This is a genomic window from Lentzea albidocapillata (assembly GCF_000719115.1).
Lineage (GTDB): Bacteria > Actinomycetota > Actinomycetes > Mycobacteriales > Pseudonocardiaceae > Lentzea > Lentzea albidocapillata.
In genome coordinates, this window is sequence record NZ_JOEA01000013.1 from 289,820 (window position 1) to 307,533 (window position 17,714).

Here is a 17,714-nt window from a genome sequence, read left to right on the forward strand (position 1 = left end):
GGCCGCCGTCGTCGGCAAGGGCACTTGCCATCTTCTGCACGAGCGAGAGCCCGAGACCGGTTCAACGAGAAGCGAAACTGGGCCGTTTGGACGAAGATCGGACTGGGGAAACGGCCCGAAGAGGACGATTCACCACGCGCCGAACACGACTGATCACCACTGGTGCGGCCAAAGCGTCGAATGCGTAACCGATAGGGGTCTTTGTAGGTGCTGACGGCAACGGGGTTGGTTACTAAGAGGTACGGTGCCGCCTCTAGGACCCAACAATGACGTTGGGGAGGAACCTCAGGGAGGAGACGAGCCGTGCGTCGTCGTATGCGTGGTGTCGCGGTTGCCGCGATCGCGTTGACCAGCGTGATGACAATGGCCGCCTGCGCGAAGGACTCGGGTGGCGGGAGCAACAACGCGGGTAACGGCACGGGTGCCGCCTGCGAGTTCGCCGAGGCCCCGAGCGCGCCTGCTACCTCGAACACCAGCGCCGCCAACGGTGACAAGGTGGACGCGAGCGCGCTGAAGATCGGTCTGGCCTACGACATCGGTGGCCGTGGCGACGCGTCGTTCAACGACTCCGCCGCCGCCGGTCTCGACAAGGCCATCGCGGACATGGGCGTGAAGAAGGAGAACACGCGCGAGCTCTCCGCCGCCCCGAACGAGGACGAGTCCGCCAAGCAGACCCGTCTGCGCCAGCTGGCGTCCGAGGGCTTCAGCCCGATCATCGGTGTCGGCTTCGCCTACGCCGAGTCGATGAAGCTCGTCGCCGCCGAGTTCCCGAACGTCAAGTTCGGCCTGGTCGACGGGTCCGTCGAGGGCGCTGCCAACGTCACGCCGCTGCTGTTCGCCGAGCAGGAGGGCTCCTTCCTGGCCGGCGTCATCGCCGCGTACCAGAGCAAGAAGTGCCACGTGGGCTTCGTCGGCGGTGTCGAGATCCCGCTGATCCAGAAGTTCGAGGCCGGCTACGCCCAGGGGGCCAAGACCGCCGCGCCGAAGATCCAGATGGAGAAGAAGTACATCACGCCGGCCGGTGACTTCACGGGCTTCCAGGACGCCCCGAAGGGCCAGGAAGCCGCGAAGGGCCAGATCGACAAGGGCGCCGACGTGATCTACCAGGCCGCCGGTGCCTCCGGTAAGGGCATCTTCTCGGCTGCCAAGCAGGCGGGTGTGCTGGCCATCGGCGTCGACTCCGACCAGTACAACCAGGCGACCGTCGCCGACACCAAGGACGTCATCGTGTCGTCCATGCTCAAGCGCGTCGACGTCGCGGTCTACGACTTCGTCAAGGCCGTCGCCAAGAACGACATCGCCTCGCTGCCGAAGGTCTTCGACCTGAAGGTGAACGGTGTCGGCTACTCCACGTCGGGTGGCAAGATCGACGCGAAGCTGCAGGGAATCCTCGAGGGCTACAAGGCCCAGATCATCGAGGGCAAGATCAAGGTCGCGGATAAGCCGTAGTCCGTCAGTTCGCTTAGTCGTTCGCACGTGCCGGGCCCTGTGAGGATTTCGCCCTCACAGGGCCTGGTGCGTGGTAGGAGGAGCACTCGACGATGAGCAGTTCCACGTCCGTTGGGACGGACGAACACCCCGCGGTGGTGCTCACAGGCATCACCAAGCGATTCCCAGGTGTGGTCGCCAACAGCGACGTCCACCTGACCGTCCGCCGTGGCGAGGTACACGCCCTGTGCGGTGAGAACGGCGCGGGCAAGTCCACCCTGATGAAGATCCTCTACGGCATGCAGCCGCCGGACGAGGGCACCATCGAGGTGAACGGCGAGCAGGTGCGGTTCCGCACCCCGTCCGACGCCATCAAGGCCGGGATCGGCATGGTGCACCAGCACTTCATGCTGGCCGACAACCTCACCGTCCAGGAGAACGTGGTCCTGGGTGCCGAGGCCCTGCACGGCATCGGCAAGAAGGCCCGCGCGCGCATCATCGAGCTCTCCGGCAAGACCGGGCTGAACGTCGACCCCGGCGTGCTGGTCGAGCAGCTCGGCGTCGCGGACCGCCAGCGCGTCGAGATCCTCAAGGTGCTCTACCGCGGCGCCAAGGTGATCATCCTGGACGAGCCGACCGCCGTGCTCGTGCCGCAGGAGGTCAACGAGCTCTTCGACACTGTGCGCGGCATGCAGGAGCAGGGCTACACGTTCCTGTTCATCTCGCACAAGCTCGACGAGGTCCGTGCGATCGCGGACTCCGTCACGGTGATCCGCCGCGGCACGACAGTGGGCACCGCGGACCCGAAGACCGTGTCGTCGCGCCAGCTCGCCGAGATGATGGTCGGCAGCGAGCTCCCCAGCCCGGAGACCCGCGAGTCCACCGTCACGGACAAGGTCATGCTGGACGTCAAGGGCCTCACGCTCAAGACGCCGGACGGTTCGCGCGCGATCCTCGAGGACGTCGACCTGGTGGTGCGCTCCGGCGAGGTCGTCGGCATCGCCGGTGTCGAGGGCAACGGCCAGACCGAGCTGGTCGAGACGATCATGGGCATGCGCAAGGCCGGCAGCGGCACGATCACGTTGCTGGACAAGGACCTCACCAAGCTGGGCACGCTCGGCCGGAGGGAGGCGGGCATCGGCTACATCCCGGAGGACCGCCACCGGCACGGCCTGCTGCTCACGCAACCCCTCTGGTACAACCGGATCCTCGGCTACCAGACCCGCAGGCCGACGGCCAAGGGCATCTGGCTCGACACCGACGGCGCGAAGAAGGACACCGAGCGGATCGTCGCGGACTTCGACGTCCGCACGCCCGGCATCGACGTGCCCGCGGCCGCGCTTTCCGGTGGCAACCAGCAGAAGCTCGTCGTCGGCCGGGAACTGTCCGGCGACCCGGTGCTGCTGATCGCGTCGCACCCGACCCGCGGTGTGGACGTCGGCGCGCAGGCGTTGATCTGGGACGAGATCAAGCGCGCCCGTGCCGCCGGTCTCGCCGTGCTGCTGATCTCCGCCGACCTGGACGAGCTGATCGGCCTGTCGGACACGATCAAGGTCATGCTGCGCGGACGCCTGGTGGCCGACGCCGACCCGAGCACCGTCACGCCGGAGGACCTCGGCAGTGCGATGACCGGTGCGGGCAGCACGAGCGCAGCGGTCCAGGAGACCGCTGTCGTCGAGGAAGGCGAGAACTGATGGGACACCTGCGCGGCAAACTCCTGCCGCCCGCGTTGGCGATCGTCTTCTCACTGCTGTTGTGCGGCGTCGCGCTCGTCATCTCCGGCGCGAACCCGCTCAGCGCGTTCGGTGCGATGGTGTCGCAGGTCGGCAAGGGCACGACGGCCGTCGACATCCTCAACTCGACGGGCATCTACTACATCGCGGCGCTCGCGGTGGCGATCGGGTTCCAGATGAACCTGTTCAACATCGGTGTCGAGGGCCAGTACCGCGTCGCGGCCGTCGTGGCGGCCGTGGTCGGCGGCTCGATCGCGCTGCCCACCGGCATCCACACGCTGGTGATCATCATCGCGGCCGCCCTCGCCGGTGCCGCCTGGGCCGCGATCCCCGCGATCCTCAAGGTGACGCGCGGCGTCAACGAGGTCATCTCGACGATCATGATGAACGGCCTGGCGATCGGCCTGTCCGCCTACCTGATCCGTCGCGACGTCTTCGGTGAGCTGCGGGGCAACAACATCCGCACCGCGGAGATCCCGGAGAGCGGCTGGATGCCCGGCATCTCGTTCGCCGGCGGCGGCACGGTGTTCGGCTTCATCTTCGTGGCCATCGCCCTCGGCGTCGGCTACTGGATCATGATGAACAAGACCCGCTTCGGCTTCGAGCTGCGCGCGTCGGGCGAGTCGTCCACCGCGGCGTCCGCGGGTGGCGTCAACGCCAAGAAGATGATCCTGGTCTCGATGCTGCTCTCGGGCGCCATCGCGGGCCTGATCTCGCTGCCGGAACTGCTCGGCCGCGACCACACGTTCAGCCTGAACTTCACCGCGGGCATCGGCTTCTCGGGCATCGCGATCGCGCTGCTCGGCCGCAACCACCCCGGTGGTATCGCGTTCGGCGCACTGCTCTGGGCGTTCCTCGACAAGTCGGGTCTCGCACTTGACAACGTCGGTGTGCCCAGGGAGATCGTCACCATCATGCAGGGCTCGATCGTCCTGTCGGTCGTCGTCGCCTACGAGGTGGTGCGCCGCTTCGAGCTCGCCTCGGAGCAGCGTCGCGTCGGCCGTGAGCTCGGAACTGTCGGAGGTGCGGCGTGATCTCGACGTTGGAGGAGAAGCCGCACATCCCGGCGGCGCCTCGCAAGCGCAAGGTGCCCGGCTGGGCCGTGGCCATGCTCGGTGTCGCGGGCGCGATCGCACTGCTGTCGATCACGTCGATGCAGACCGGGTTCCCGCAGCTCACGTCGTCCGGTACGACCCAGACGGCGGTCCGGCTCGCGCTGCCGATCCTGCTCGCCGGTCTCGGCGGCCTGTGGGCGGAACGCGCCGGCGTGGTCAACATCGGCCTCGAAGGCATGATGATCATGGGTACCTGGGGCGCGGCGTGGGCCGGCTACCAGTGGGGCCCGTGGGCCGCTCTCGTCGCGGCCGTCGTGTTCGGTTCGCTGGGTGGCCTGCTGCACGCGGTCGCCACGGTCACGTTCGGCGTCAACCACATCGTCTCCGGTGTGGCGATCAACCTGCTCGGCGCCGGCCTGACGAAGTACCTGTCGACGCTGATCTTCCTGCCGCTGTCGAGCAACCCTCGGCAGTCGCCGCCGGTCCAGTCGTTCGACACGTTCTCGGCGGCGGGCCTCGGCGACTGGCTCGGCGAGCTCGAAGCCGGGCAGCGCCTGTTCATCTCGGACGTCGCGGGCATCCTGCGCGGCCTCGTCACCGGTGTCTCGCCGCTGACGATGATCGCGATCCTGCTGCTGCCGCTGTCGTACTACCTGCTCTGGCGCACCCGTTTCGGTCTGCGCCTGCGCTCGGTCGGCGAGAACCCGCACGCGGCGGACTCGCTGGGCGTGAAGGTGTACTTCCACAAGTACGTCGCCGTGATCGTCTCCGGTGGTCTCGCCGGCCTGGGTGGTGCCGCGCTGGTGCTCAACCCCGGCCAGCTGTCGTACCTGGAGGGGCAGACCGGCGGCCGCGGCTACATCGGCCTCGCTGCGATGATCTTCGGCAACTGGCGGCCCGGTGGCCTGCTGGGCGGTGCGGCGCTGTTCGGCTACGCCGACGGCCTGCAGCTGCGTTCGGGTGGCGAGACGGTGCTGGCGCTGGTCTACGGCGTGGTGCTGCTGCTCGGTGTGATCGTGGTCTGGCAGCTCATCCGCCGGAAGTGGTTCTCCGCGGCGGCGGCGATCTTCGTGGCCGTGCTGATGTACCTGCTGTACATCAGCCTCGACGAGATCCCCAGCGAGTTCGTGTCCTACGCGCCGCACATGGTGACGCTGGCCGTGCTGGCCGTGGCATCGCAACGGTTGCGAATGCCGGCCGCCGACGGTCTGGTGTACCGCCGTGGCTGAGGTCGACTGGGACCTGCTGCGGGCACGGGCGGTGGAAGCGGCGTCGTTCGCCCACTGCCCGTACTCGGGGCTGCAGGTCGGTTCCGCGGCGTTGTGCGACGACGGCCGCATCGTGACGGGCTGCAACGTCGAGAACGCCTCGTACGGCGTCGGTCTCTGCGCCGAGTGTGCAATGGCCGGTCAGCTGCAGCTCACGGGTGGCGGCCGGTTCGTCGCGGTGGCGTGTCGTTCCGGTGCCGGTGAGCTGCTGATGCCGTGCGGCCGGTGCCGTCAGGTGCTGTACGAGCTGGGCGGCCGCGACTGCTTGGTGGACACGCCTTCCGGGGTGCTGCCGATGTCGTCGGTGCTGCCGGACGCGTTCGGACCGGAGGACCTGCCATGAGCTTCTCGGCGGTGGACGTCATCCGCGCCAAGCGTGACGGCGCGGTGCTGTCGGACGCGCAGATCGACTGGGTCATCGACGCGTACACGCGCGGTGCCGTCGCGGACGAGCAGATGTCCGCGCTGGCCATGGCGATCTTCTTCAACGGCATGACGGCGGCGGAGACCGCGCGCTGGACGCAGGCGATGATCTCGTCCGGCGAGCGGCTGGCGTTGCAGGTCGACCGGCCGACCGTGGACAAGCACTCGACGGGCGGTGTCGGCGACAAGATCACGCTGCCGCTGGCGCCTCTCGTCGCGGCCTGTGGCGCTGCCGTGCCGCAGCTGTCCGGCCGCGGTCTCGGCCACACCGGCGGCACCCTGGACAAGCTGGAGTCGATCCCGGGGTGGCGAGCCGCGCTGTCCACCGAGGAGATCCTGTCCCAGCTCTCCTCGGTCGGTGCCGTGGTGTGCGCTGCCACCGAAGGACTTGCTCCGGCCGATCGCAAGCTCTACGCGTTGCGGGACGTCACCGGAACCGTCGAGGCGATTCCGCTGATCGCGTCCTCGATCATGTCGAAGAAGATCGCCGAGGGCGCCGAGTCACTGGTGCTCGACGTGAAGGTCGGCTCCGGCGCGTTCATGAAGGACCTGGCCTCTGCCCGCGCTCTCGCCGAGGCCCTGGTGGCGATCGGCGTCGAGCACGGCGTGCGGATCTCGGCTCTGCTGACCGACATGTCCGTGCCTCTGGGACGCGCTGTCGGCAACGCGGTCGAGGTGGCGGAGTCCGTCGACGTGCTGCGCGGCGGCGGACCTGCCGACGTCGTCGAACTGACGGTGGCGCTGGCTTCCGAGATGCTGTCGCTGGCCGGGATCTCTGCTGATCCGGCCGCCGTGCTGGCTTCCGGTGAGGCTTACGAGGTGTGGGCGCGGATGATCCGGGCCCAGGGCGGCGATCCGGATGCCTCCCTTCCCGTCGCCTCGCACAAGCACGTGGTGACGGCACCTGCCACCGGTGTTCTGTCCACTTTGGACGCTTACGGCGTCGGGGTGGCGGCGTGGCGGCTCGGTGCCGGTCGGGCCCGCAAGGAAGACCCGGTGCAGTTCGGTGCCGGCGTGCTCTGCCTGGCCAAGCCGGGGGACTCCGTCGAGGCCGGGCAGCCGTTGCTGGAGCTGTACACCGACACCCCGGACGCGGTCGACGGAGCCCTGCAGGCGCTGGAAGGCGCCTACGAGGTTCGGGATGCCGCGCCGGAGCGTTCACCGCTGGTGATCGACACCATCCGCGGTTAGCCGACGAGCGAGCCCGCCAGGGGCGACCTGTCCTGCTTCCACAGCACGCACAGGACCTCCTGGCGGCCCGGCGTGGCGGCGTCGTTGTAGGCCTCCCACTCCTTCTGGGTGGGGACGAGCCCGGTGAAGCCGATGGGCTCCTTGATGTTCGGTTCGATGGCCTTGAACTGCTCGGTGCAGTAGTTCTCGGTGAAGTCGGCGAGCCACTTCGTGCCGGGGTAGGCGATGTCCTTCGGCTTGTCCCACAACGGGGTCGCGGCCGAGAAGAGCTGGATGCCGTGCGGCCCGTTGCACGGCACGTCCGTCCGCACCGGCGACCCCTGCGTGAGGAAGTCCTTGGCGCACTGCGTGCCGGAGAGGTTCCACTCGGGCACGTCGCCGCCGCGCCCGAACGTGGCGATACGTCGTGACGGCAGTGGTGCGCCCACCGGCAACGACGCTGCTTCGGTCCACTCGGTGGAGTTCTCCGAGGGCTGGTTGGTGCCGGTGTTCTGGCCCGCGTTGGAACTCTCGGGCTTGAAGGCCTGGTAGCCGGCGAACGCGGCACCCGCGAGCACCGCGACGCCCACGACCACGGCGGCGATCTTGACGGCCGTGCTCTTTTTGTTGCGCGGCAACGGAACCGCCGGGGCACCCTGGGCGATCGCCGTCAGCATGTGACGGGCGTGCGGCGCGGTCAGGCGCCGGTTCGGATCGACCGTCAGGAAGCCGCGGATCACGTCGGCCAGCGCCGGCGAGGCCTGCCGCAGCACCGGCGGCTCGTTCATGACCGCGTGCAACGTCGACGCGGTGGACGTGCGTTCGAACGGGCTGACACCTTCGACCGCGTGCGCCATCGTGACGCCGAGCGCCCACAGGTCCGACGCCGGCGAGGCCTCCCAGCCGTGGAGCCGGTCCGGCGACATGTACGCGGGCGAGCCGACGATGCCGCCGTTGTGCGTGAGCCGCGGGTCGTCCGTCGCCTGCGCGATGCCGAAGTCCGTGAGCTTCACGGCCCCGTCCGGACGCACCATGATGTTGCTGGGCTTGACGTCCCGATGCACGATGCCCGCCGAGTGCGCGGCCTCCAGCGCGCCGAGCACCTGCAACGCGACGCCCGCCATCCAGGTCGAGTCGCGCGGGCCGTGCTTCTGCACGATGGTGGCGAGGTCGAGCGCGTCGACGAGCTCCATCGCGAGGTAGGTGCGGTCGTTCTCGCGGACGATGTCGTAGACCGTGACCACGGCAGGATGGTTCAGCCGGCCCGCCGTGCGCGCCTCGCGGAGCATGCGCTCCTCGAGCACGTGGCGTTCCTCGGCGGCGATGCCCTGCGGCGGGTGCAGCTCCTTGAGCGCGACCGCGCGGCCGAGTACCTGGTCCTGAGCACGCCACACGACACCCATCGCACCCCGGCCGAGCTCGGCGAGCAGTGCGTAGCGGTTGGCGACGAGTCGCTGTTGCTGCACGGACTTCCCTTCCGGACGCCCCCGGCTTCCCTTTTGGTCACCCCCAGCTGGCGGCGAGCATAGCCATGAGCCGTGTGAGCGCTCTCGCCATGGTCACGTGTGTCAGCTGACAGAGGTTCACCGCAAACGCCGAACGACCCTGGAGCAACGTTGCTCCAGGGTCGTTCGCAGTGGTCAGACGATCAGGCGCCTTCGGCCGCCAGGTCGTCGTCGTCCATGTCCTTGCCGCCGTTCGCCGGCTTCGGGCCGCCGTTCTTGCGGGTGCGGCGCTGCGGGCGCGGCAGGGCGGTGGGCGGCGGGGGCGGGGTGGGCGAGCCGCCGCCGAGGATGAGCTCGGCGAAGGTGGCCATGGCCTCGTCCAGCTGGCCGCCGATGCGCAGTTCCGACTCCTGGTTCGACTTGCGGACCAGGGACTGCAGCGCGTCGGCGTCCGGGCGGGCGCCGACGGTCTCGGCGACCTTGGACAGGCTCGCGTCGACGGAGCCACCGAGCTCGGAGATGCGGGTGGCGAAGCCGTCCTCGACCTTGTCGAGGCGGTCCGTCATGGTGTCGAGCTTCGAGGTGACCTGCTCCAGGCGGCCGGCGAGGGCCTCCAGGCGGTCCGCCGAGTCGACCTGGTCGCGGGACTGCTCGATCGCCGCGTACAGGGCGGTGCGGGCCTCGTCGAGCTTGCCGCCCACGACCTCGCGGGTGTCGGCGACGGCCGTCGCGAGCTCGGTGCGGGTCTCGGCCAGCGAGCCGGCGAGCGAGTCGCGCGTCTCGGCCAGGGAACCGACGAGGGAGTCGCGGGTCTCCGCCACGACACCGGCCAGTTCGCCGCGGGTCTCCGCCACGGCGCCGGACAGCTCGGTGCGGGTCTCGGCGAGCGACGCCGCCAGCTGGTTGTGGTTGCCGGTGAGGGTGGACGTCAGCTTGTCGCGGCTGTCGGCGATCGCCCCGGCCAGCTCCCCGCGGCTCTCGGCGATGGCGGTGGTCAGCTCGGTGCGGGCGGCGGCGAAGGCGTCACGCTGCTCGTCGGCGCGGCCGTGCACGCTCGAGAACGACTCGGCGAGGATCTTCTGCAGGGCCTCACGGGTGCCGTCGAGGTGCTCGTGCACGCCCTCGTCCACCTCGTCGAGACGGCCGCGCAGCGCGGCTTCGAGGGCCTCGACGCGCTCGCGCAGCGGGTTGGTGACGGCGGCCGGGATCGCGTCGACCTTGCCGTCCTGCTTGTCCAGGTGGCCGTCGAGGTCGTCGATGCGCTTGTGGATGCTGGAGAGCTTGTCCTCCAGGCCGTCCATGCGACCGGCGACGCCTTCGAAGCGGCCGGCGACGCCGTCGAGGCGGCCGTCCAGCTGGGCGAAGGGCTTGGCGAGCTTGTCCACCAGGGCGTCGACCGCGCGACCGATGTCGGCGACGGCGTTGTCCTGGGCCTCCAGCTTGGCGAGGGCCTCGTCCAGGCGCTCAGCGAGAACGCTGACCTCGGTGCGGTCCGGCAGCTCCGACAGGCGCTTGCGAACCGAACCCAGCGACTCCAGAGGCGACATCCGGGCGTGGATCTCGTCCAGCGCGTCAAAGATCTGCTGCTGCTCGCTCTCACGGATCTCCGCGGCGCGCGTGAGCATGTTGCGCATCCGATCGAAGGACATCGTGGAGTTGTTGTTCTCTGTCACGGCTGAGTGCCTTCGTCCAGGGGAGGGGGAGACCACGGGAGCCTATCCGCGTCACGGGACGTCGCTGTACCACCCCTGCCAGAGAACGGCCGGGTACGGATGGGCAACTAACCCGATCAGGCTACCTGACTACTCTCAACGCCAAGTTACCGCCTGGAAGCAGGCAGTAACGCCCGATGATGTTCCTACCTTGGGGTGACTCAAGCCTCGCATTGGTTGCAGAAAGTTGCTGATCACGGATCTGCAACGACGTTGTACCGACAAATGATCATATCGTCGGCAAGATCATTTCGGCCAGCACTGAAGCGGCGTGTCGCCTGGAGTAACGTGTAGCAATGTCCACGCCGCTTACCTTGGAGACCATCCGCAGCGCGCCGAAGGTGCTGTTGCACGACCACCTCGACGGTGGCCTCCGCCCGCAGACGGTGATCGAACTCGCCGATGCCTCCGGCTACCAGGGCCTGCCCACCACAGACGCGGGCGTCCTTGGCGGCTGGTTCCGCGACAATGCCAACTCCGGCTCGCTCGTGCGCTACCTCGAAGGTTTTGCCCACACGTGCGGTGTCATGCAGGACGAGGCCGCCCTCGTCCGCGTCGCCGCGGAGGCCGTGGAGGACCTGGCCGCGGACGGCGTCGTGTACGCCGAGATCCGGTACGCCCCCGAGCTGAACACCGACAAGGGCCTCTCGCTGGAGCAGGTCGTCGAGGCCGTCCAGGAGGGCTTCCGCCTCGGTTCCGCCCGTGTCGCCGAGACCGGCCGCAAGATCCGCGTCGGCACCCTGCTGTGCGCGATGCGCCAGAACGAGGGCTGGCTGCGCATCGCCGAGCTCGCCGTCCGCTACCGCGACCTCGGCGTCGTCGGCTTCGACATCGCGGGCCCCGAGGCCGGGTTCCCTCCCACCAGGGGCCTCGACACGTTCGAGTACCTGCGCCGGCAGAACGCGCACTTCACCATCCACGCCGGTGAGGCGTTCGGCCTGCCGTCCATCTGGGAGGCGATCCAGCACTGCGGCGCCGAACGGCTCGGCCACGGCGTGCGGATCGTCGACGACATCAAGGTCTCCGGCGACGGCACCGTCCAGCTGGGACGGTTGGCCGCCTACGTCCGCGACCGCCGCATCCCGCTGGAGATGTGCCCGACCTCCAACCTGCAGACCGGTGCCGCGCCGACGCTCGCCGAGCACCCGATCGGCCTGCTCACGAAGCTGCGGTTCCGCGTCACCGTCAACACCGACAACCGCCTGATGAGCGACTGCTCGCTCTCCAGCGAGTTCGCCGCGCTGGTCGAGACGTTCGGCTACGGCTGGGCGGACCTGCAGTGGCTCACGATCAACGCCATGAAGTCGGCGTTCATCGGGTTCGACGAGCGGCTGGCGATCATCAACGAGCTGGTCAAGCCGGGTTACGCGGCGCTCACCGGGTAGCCCACGCGCTCTCGTCGACCGGGCTGAGCTTGAGCAGCGGCTCCCACCACGCGCGGTTGGCCGCGTACCAGCGGATGGTGTCCCGGACCCCGGCTTCGAAGCCGATCTCCGGGCGCCATCCGAGCTCGCGGCCGATCCGCGACGAGTCCAGCAGGTAGCGCCGGTCGTGGCCGGGCCGGTCGGCGACGATCTGCTTGCGCGAGAGCGGCAGCCCGAGCTCGTCCAGCACGAGGTCGGCGATCTGGTCGACGCTCGCCTCCACGCCGGTGCCCACGTGATAGGTCCGGCCGACGACGCCGTCCCGCAGCACGGCATCGATCGCCCGGCAGTGGTCCAGCACGTGGATCCACTCGCGGCGGTTCTCGCTTGACGCGTAGACGGGCAGTTGCCCGCCGTTCAACGCGCGGGTCGTGAACAACGGCAGGACGGTCTCGGGGAACTGGTTCGGGCCGTAGTTGTTGGCGCAGTTGGTGATCGTCACCGGCAGGTCGAACGTCTCGAAGTACGAACGCACGGCGTGGTCCGCTCCGGCCTTCGACGCGTTGTAGGGCGTGCGCGGCCGGTACGGCGACTCCTCGTGGAATGCCTCGGTGGCGTCCAGGGCGAGATCCCCGTACACCTCGCACGTCGACACGTGGTGAAACCGTTGAACGCCCGCGCGACGGCATGACTCCAGCAACGCCTGTGTGCTCAGCACGTTCGTGCGGAAGAAACGGCCGGGATCCAGCACCGCGAGGCTGTTGTGCGATTCGGCCGCGAAGTTCACCACGACGTCGACGCCCTCGACATCGGCGGCAGCGATGTCCGCGTGCACGAACGGCACGTCGGCGGGCAGGTTCGTGCGGGTGCCGCGGTAGGTCAGCGCGTCGAGGGCGATGACCTCGTCCGCGGGGTGTTCGCGCAGCCAGTAGCGGGTGAAGTGCGAGCCGATGAACCCGGCCGCACCGGTGACGAGCACGCGCATGGTCAGTCCTCCGAGGGAATCGCGGCGACGCCGGGAGGTTCCGCGCCGGGCCAGCCGCGGAACTCGACCTCCAGCTGGAACCGGTGGCCCAGGTAGTGGTGCTCGGACAGGGCGATCGGGTGCTCCGCGGCGTCCAGGGCGATGCGGCGCACCAGCAACACCGGCGTGGCGGCCGTGACGCCGAGCAGGGAACCGAGGTCGCCCGCGGCGACGGCGGCGATGCTCTGCCGGACGACGGTGATCTGGTTCCCGTTGCGGCGCAACGTCTCCCACGTGCCGGGCGACTCGGCGTCGGCGCGGCTGACCGGTGCGGCCAGCGCCAGGGGCACCCACTCCGTCACGACGTCCAGCGGCGTGTCGCCGGTGCGGCGCAACGAACGCACGCGCAGCATCTCGCCGACGCCCAGCGTCGAGGCGACACCGGCCGAGGCCTCGCGGTAGCCGTACTCGAGAACGGTCCGCACCAGCGAGACGCCGGCTTCGGCGACGGCCGACTGCGCGTGCTGGAACGTGCCGAGCGCCAGAGGCTGCGCGAACGACACCACGTACCAACCGGCGCCTTTCCGTGACGCCAGCAGGCCTTCGTCGCGCAGTTGCTCCAACGCGCGGCGCACGGTCACGCGGCTGACCTCGTAGCGGCGGCCGAGTTCGGCCTCGCTCTCCAGGGCGCCGCCGGGGCCGTAGTCGCCGAGCGTGATGCGTTCCCGCAGTTCGGCGGCGAGGCGCTGCGACCGAGAACCTGTCATAAATCTGTATCATACAGGTGACGCAAACGGTGCCAACGAAAACGGGCCACCCCGAACAGGGATGGCCCGCTTCTCGCGACAGAAGGCTCAGTTGGTGTTGAGCCGGTCCTCGAAGTTCGCCTGCAGCGTGCGGAACGCGGCCACCTCGGCGTCGTACGGGGCGGACGGCGCGAGACGCGTCGGGTCCGGCGACACGACGAACGACACGAGCCAGCCCAGCGACTCGGACGAGCCGAGCGCGTCCTTCACGGACTCGTCGTCGGCCCACTCGCCCGCGTCCTCGAACAGTTCGACGGCGAGGTCGAGCTGCTGCGGGTCGAGGGCGTCGGGGCCCTCCTCCATGTCCTCGGCGATGCCGGTCAGCACGTAGACGTTGTCGTCGCTCACCTCGACGTCGAGCTCGCCCGCGGTGGCCTTGACCTTGATGTCGTTCCAGGTCTCGACCTCGGCCAGGTCGTGCTCGTCGTTCTCGGCGACGAAGCGGCTCAGGCCGCGCTGCGAGGTGAAGACCTCGATCTTGCCGCGGCGGCCCAGGAACACCGGGTCGTCGCCGAGGTAGCAGCGCAGCGTGTAGAACTCGCCCGCCGACGTGATGATCTTGATCGGGTCGACGCCGACCTCGGCCCAGAAGCCCGTGGGCTCGGCCTTGTCCTCGTCGCCGGACTCGTCCGGGGAGTCGACGGCGGCAGCGGCCGTCGCGGCCTCCAGCGCGGCGAGCTCCTCCTGGGCGACCGAGAGTTCCTTCTCGGGGACCTCCGGCGTGTTCACCACGCTGTCGATCGCGTCGAGGACCTCGTCCCACTTCTCGGAGACGACCTCGGACAGCTCGCCCCACAGCTTGCCGCCGTCACGGCCGCTGAACGGCAGCGTGCCCTGCGGCAGCAGCGAGAAGCCCTCGGCGCTGTCGAGCACCTCGTGGACCTTCTCCAGGTCGCAGACGTCCGCGAGAGCGCGCACGATCGCGATGACGTCGGCGAGCTCACCGATCGTCCAGGTGTCCGGGTCCTCCGCGACGAGCTCGGGCACGCCGACGAGGTCGAACTGGTGGTTGTCGTCCGGCGAGAGGTCCGCGACGCCCAGCGACGGCACGACCGGCCACGCGGGGTGATCGGTCAGATCGTGCTCCTCGGCGGTGCGGACGAAGGCGGCGAGGTGCGCGGCGTCGGGGAAGACGAACAGGTCTTCCTCGTCACCGAGGAACGCCTCCCACTCCTCGCCCTTCTCGCGCCAGCGGGGTGCCCACAGCGTGACTACGTCACCCTGCGTCAGCCCCAGCTCGATGGGGACGATGTCCTGCGCCATCCTGACCTCCCGGTCACGCCTGCCTGATGCCGTCGACGAGCCTAACGGTGCTGATCACCGGCGCCACAAGGGGTTCTCGAAGAAAGCGTCTTCGTCTGGATCCTCGACGCGCGGCGACCTCTGCCTGCGCTCCGGTGGTGCCTGCTCAGCAGGGTCTTTGGGGGGCACGACCGGGTTCCAGGTCGATCGAAAGGGTGAGTCGCCGGCGATGGACTCGACGTCGATCGCCATTCCGTCACCCAGTGCCAGTGCCATCTTGTTGAAGCTGGCCTGCACGGCCGCGTTCGTGGCGAGCTGGACGGTCTCGGTGACGACCTGCCCGACCGCCTGCGCGCCCTGGCCCAGCAGCGCCGGGTGCAGGTGCAGGGCCTTGATCTCGCCCTTCGGCGACGCCGTGACCATGCACAGCCCGTTCGGGTGCTCGGTGGTGGCGGTGAGGGCGCCGATCTCGCGCTGGAGCTGCTCGGTGGCCCGCATCCGTTCCTCGTTCACCGCTGCCACCCGAAGTCGTCCTCGTCCTGACCGCGTTCGACACCCAGCGCGGTGAGCTCGCGCGGGTCGACCACGCGGTCCAGCGTCTGGTGCAGGCGGGTGTTCGCGGTGCGCTGGGCCTTGTCGGCGACGCGCATGATCTCGGCGGCGAGCCCCTGCGGGCCCATCCGCAACGCGGCCGGGCTCACCGAGATCTGCCGCGGTGGACCGCCGGGCGTGGCGACCACGGTCACCGCACCGTCCGGAGAGGACGCTCGTCCTGTGATGGGACCACTGCGCGTGACGTGCTCCGACACCGCCTGCTCGACATCGCGCACCTTCCGCGCGGCGCGCTGGACGTCGTCGTCCACTCCGATCACCCCCTGTTGTGGACAGTGTGCCGCATTCCAGGATCTTCGGCGGCGGGCTGTGACAACGTGGTGAGTTCGGCCGCGTCTAGCCCGTGGGCCGGTAGAAGCCGTAGAACGACATCCCGCTGTTCGTCGTGCGGATCGGCTGCACCTGCACCGGGTCGCCGGCCTCGACCATCTGGCCGTTGCCGATCACCATCGCCACGTGCCCGTCCCACACCACGAGGTCGCCGGGCAGCAGCTGGTCCGCCGGCACCGAGGCGCCCATCGCCTGGGACGAGGCCGGGCGCGGGATGTCGAACCCGGCGCCGCCGTACGCCCACTGCGTGAGGCCGGAGCAGTCAGTGCCCTGGGGCGGGTTCGCGCCGCCCCACACGTACGGGGTGCCCAGGGCGGACAACGCGTTGCGCACGGCCTTGGCCGCGGTCTCGTTCGGTGCCTCGGCGCTGCTGCCGTCCGGCAGGTTCACGCCGACGCCCTCACCGGGCTGCGGCGGGATCGCGACGGGCAGGCGCGGACCGGAGCCGCCGCCACCTCCACCGCCGCCCGATCCTCCGCCGCCACCGCCGCCCGAACCACCGCCGCCGCCACCACCGGAACCGTTGCCGGAGTTGGAGCTGGGACCGGACTCCTGCTTCTTGGTGTCGGAGGCGCCGGCCGTCGAGGTGGTGCCCTCGTCGCCGCCGAGCGGGTCGCCGAGCTTCGCCAGTGCGCCCGCGTCCGGCTTCTGCAGGGCGTTGAGCTGCCCGACGAGCTGCGTGAGCTGGTCGCGCACCTTCTGCAGTTCGGCGGTGGTCTTGCTCTGGTAGCCGGAGGCCATCCCGGCGAGGTCGGCGACGGCCGCCAGCACCACGCCCGGCCCGGCCACGAGGGACAGGGCGAGCGCGGCGGCGAGCTTCGGGGTCGCCTTGGACGTGAACTCGTCGATGAGGCCCTGGATCGCGGTGCGCCCGCCGGTCACCGCGGTCACGCCGGTCGAGGCCGCGGTTTTGATCGCGGAAGCGTTGGAGGACAACAGGTTCGTGGCCGAGGCGAAGGTCGAGACGCGGCCGGTGAAGGCGTTCGCCTTGTCGCCGGACCACGTGTTCAGCACCGCGGTCGAGGCCGAGGCGTGCCGCGTGCCGAGGTCGGTCATCGCGGTCTGGGCACGGCCGAAGGCGTCACCCGCACGCGTCGCGCCGCCCGTGTCACCGTCGAGCTTCGCGAGGTTCTCCTTCATGGGCGCGATGAACTGGCTCAGCAGCCCCTCGACGCTCATACCTGCGCCGCCTTGTTGATCGACGCCTTGTTCGCGTCTTCCTGCGCGATGTAGGCCTCGCGGGCCTTCGAGACCGCGGTGCCGAGACCGGCGAGTCCCGTCGACGCGGCCTTCAGCGCGTCGAGCTGTGCCTGCGCGGCCGCCTGGAACGCGGCGTTGAGCCCGACCTCGTTGCCCAGCTTGCCGAAGCAGTCGCCCGGCAGGCTGGTCGTGCCGCTCAACGTGCCGGTGCCGACCGTGCCGACCTCGCTCGCCAGACCGCTCACGGCCGACGCGTATCCGGTCAAGGCGTCGAGGTCGACCTTGAGACCCTTTTCCGCCATCTGAAAGCTCTTCCCCCAGTAGTGACCTGTTCGCGTCGATCCTGCCCCGATGGGCGGTACCTCGCCCGTCGTTCCGCCAAGATCATGGAACGGTGGGTGTGATCGAGCACTGGAACCGGATCCTGGCATGGCTGGCGGAGCACGCTCCGGCCACCCGCGCCGTGTTGCGTCCGAGGTATGACGCGCTACCGGATCTTCGGGTTCCGATCGATCTACAGCTGTGGTGGAGCGTCTACGGCGGCACCGAGGAGGGGCTCTTCGCCGAGATCCTGCCGCCCTTCTACACGCCGCTGGGCGCCGACCGCGCGTTCGTGCTCAGGGAGACCCACGTGAGCAAGCCCGTGGACTCCTCCGAGGCGGGCGCGCCGACCAGCGGGTTCCACCCCGAGTGGCTCCCCATCGCGTTCGACGGCACCGGCGACGTGCTCGCGGTCGACCTGCGGCCCGGCGTGCTGCGCGGCTGCGTGGTCGAGTGGGACCAGGAGCGCAACGAGATGGTCAAGCCGGAGTGGACGTCGATCCTGGAGATGTTCGACCAGGTCGCGACGGCCCTGGAGACGCGCAGCGCGGTCGGGCACTGCCTGCCGGAGGTCAACACGGCGGGCGAACTGGGCTGGCGGACCAACTAGTGGCGCGACCCGGAACGTCGGCGAGGTAATC

Annotated in this window: 17 protein-coding genes; 8 read left to right on the plus strand and 9 right to left on the minus strand. The window is 69.5% G+C overall.

The features are described from left to right. Positions 1-315 precede the first annotated feature (315 nt). From IG04_RS0121505 to IG04_RS0121530, 6 genes are all read left to right on the plus strand, one after another. A complete protein-coding gene (locus tag IG04_RS0121505) occupies positions 316-1,449 on the plus strand; it encodes a BMP family lipoprotein (protein WP_030478471.1) in 1,134 nt (377 codons plus the stop codon). Positions 1,450-1,541: 92 nt separating this feature from the next. Then, positions 1,542-3,122, plus strand: a complete 1,581-nt coding sequence (locus tag IG04_RS0121510) for an ABC transporter ATP-binding protein (protein WP_030478472.1) — start codon at positions 1,542-1,544, stop codon at positions 3,120-3,122. Continuing rightward, positions 3,122-4,195 carry an ABC transporter permease gene (locus tag IG04_RS0121515; protein WP_030478473.1) on the plus strand — a complete coding sequence of 358 codons (1,074 nt, stop codon included), beginning with the start codon at positions 3,122-3,124 and terminating at the stop codon, positions 4,193-4,195. The genes IG04_RS0121510 and IG04_RS0121515 overlap by 1 nt, the downstream gene beginning before the upstream one ends. After that, the gene (locus IG04_RS0121520; protein ID WP_245815905.1) at positions 4,192-5,445 is read left to right on the plus strand and encodes an ABC transporter permease; all 1,254 of its coding nucleotides are present in this window, start codon (positions 4,192-4,194) and stop codon (positions 5,443-5,445) included. The genes IG04_RS0121515 and IG04_RS0121520 overlap by 4 nt, the downstream gene beginning before the upstream one ends. After that, the gene (locus tag IG04_RS0121525) at positions 5,438-5,827 is read left to right on the plus strand and encodes a cytidine deaminase (protein WP_030478475.1); all 390 of its coding nucleotides are present in this window, start codon (positions 5,438-5,440) and stop codon (positions 5,825-5,827) included. Before IG04_RS0121520 ends, IG04_RS0121525 begins: the two co-directional genes overlap by 8 nt. After that, on the plus strand, positions 5,824-7,098 hold the full coding sequence (locus tag IG04_RS0121530) for a thymidine phosphorylase (protein WP_030478476.1): 1,275 nt from the start codon (positions 5,824-5,826) through the stop codon (positions 7,096-7,098). The genes IG04_RS0121525 and IG04_RS0121530 overlap by 4 nt, the downstream gene beginning before the upstream one ends. Here the strand turns inward: IG04_RS0121530 and IG04_RS0121535 are convergent. Together IG04_RS0121535 and IG04_RS0121540 are read right to left on the minus strand one after the other, a co-directional pair. Continuing rightward, on the minus strand, positions 7,095-8,543 hold the full coding sequence (locus IG04_RS0121535) for a serine/threonine-protein kinase (protein ID WP_030478477.1): 1,449 nt from the start codon (positions 8,541-8,543) through the stop codon (positions 7,095-7,097). The two genes, IG04_RS0121530 and IG04_RS0121535, sit on opposite strands and share 4 nt — an antisense overlap. Before the next feature lie 182 nt (positions 8,544-8,725). Further along, on the minus strand, positions 8,726-10,171 hold the full coding sequence (locus IG04_RS0121540) for a coiled-coil domain-containing protein (RefSeq protein WP_063758298.1): 1,446 nt from the start codon (positions 10,169-10,171) through the stop codon (positions 8,726-8,728). A 359-nt stretch (positions 10,172-10,530) separates the two neighbouring features. Between IG04_RS0121540 and IG04_RS0121545 the strand changes: the two genes are divergently transcribed. Continuing rightward, positions 10,531-11,619 carry an adenosine deaminase gene (locus IG04_RS0121545; protein WP_030478479.1) on the plus strand — a complete coding sequence of 363 codons (1,089 nt, stop codon included), beginning with the start codon at positions 10,531-10,533 and terminating at the stop codon, positions 11,617-11,619. On the opposite strand, the gene IG04_RS0121550 is transcribed toward IG04_RS0121545, so the two are convergent. The 7 genes from IG04_RS0121550 to IG04_RS0121580 all read right to left on the minus strand — a co-directional run bounded on the left by IG04_RS0121550 (position 11,609) and on the right by IG04_RS0121580 (position 17,054). After that, positions 11,609-12,583, minus strand: coding sequence for a dTDP-glucose 4,6-dehydratase (locus IG04_RS0121550; RefSeq protein ID WP_030478480.1), 975 nt, complete (start codon positions 12,581-12,583; stop codon positions 11,609-11,611). The two genes, IG04_RS0121545 and IG04_RS0121550, sit on opposite strands and share 11 nt — an antisense overlap. A gap of 2 nt (positions 12,584-12,585) precedes the next feature. Then, positions 12,586-13,329 (minus strand): GntR family transcriptional regulator, encoded by a 744-nt coding sequence (locus tag IG04_RS0121555; protein ID WP_030478481.1) that lies wholly within the window; start codon positions 13,327-13,329, stop codon positions 12,586-12,588. 87 nt (positions 13,330-13,416) lie between these two features. Beyond that, complete coding sequence (locus IG04_RS0121560) at positions 13,417-14,631, minus strand: hypothetical protein (RefSeq protein ID WP_030478482.1); 1,215 nt, start codon at positions 14,629-14,631, stop codon at positions 13,417-13,419. 54 nt (positions 14,632-14,685) lie between these two features. Continuing rightward, positions 14,686-15,132 (minus strand): YbaB/EbfC family nucleoid-associated protein, encoded by a 447-nt coding sequence (locus IG04_RS0121565; protein ID WP_030478483.1) that lies wholly within the window; start codon positions 15,130-15,132, stop codon positions 14,686-14,688. After that, positions 15,120-15,473 carry a YbaB/EbfC family nucleoid-associated protein gene (locus IG04_RS0121570; RefSeq protein WP_051770372.1) on the minus strand — a complete coding sequence of 118 codons (354 nt, stop codon included), beginning with the start codon at positions 15,471-15,473 and terminating at the stop codon, positions 15,120-15,122. The genes IG04_RS0121565 and IG04_RS0121570 overlap by 13 nt, the downstream gene beginning before the upstream one ends. A gap of 85 nt (positions 15,474-15,558) precedes the next feature. Beyond that, positions 15,559-16,731 carry a C40 family peptidase gene (locus IG04_RS0121575; protein ID WP_030478485.1) on the minus strand — a complete coding sequence of 391 codons (1,173 nt, stop codon included), beginning with the start codon at positions 16,729-16,731 and terminating at the stop codon, positions 15,559-15,561. Further along, complete coding sequence (locus IG04_RS0121580; RefSeq protein WP_030478486.1) at positions 16,728-17,054, minus strand: type VII secretion target; 327 nt, start codon at positions 17,052-17,054, stop codon at positions 16,728-16,730. Before IG04_RS0121580 ends, IG04_RS0121575 begins: the two co-directional genes overlap by 4 nt. A gap of 92 nt (positions 17,055-17,146) precedes the next feature. Between IG04_RS0121580 and IG04_RS0121585 the strand changes: the two genes are divergently transcribed. Further along, positions 17,147-17,683: an SMI1/KNR4 family protein gene (locus tag IG04_RS0121585; RefSeq protein ID WP_084400905.1), complete on the plus strand. Its 537-nt coding sequence runs from the start codon at positions 17,147-17,149 to the stop codon at positions 17,681-17,683. Positions 17,684-17,714 lie beyond the last annotated feature (31 nt).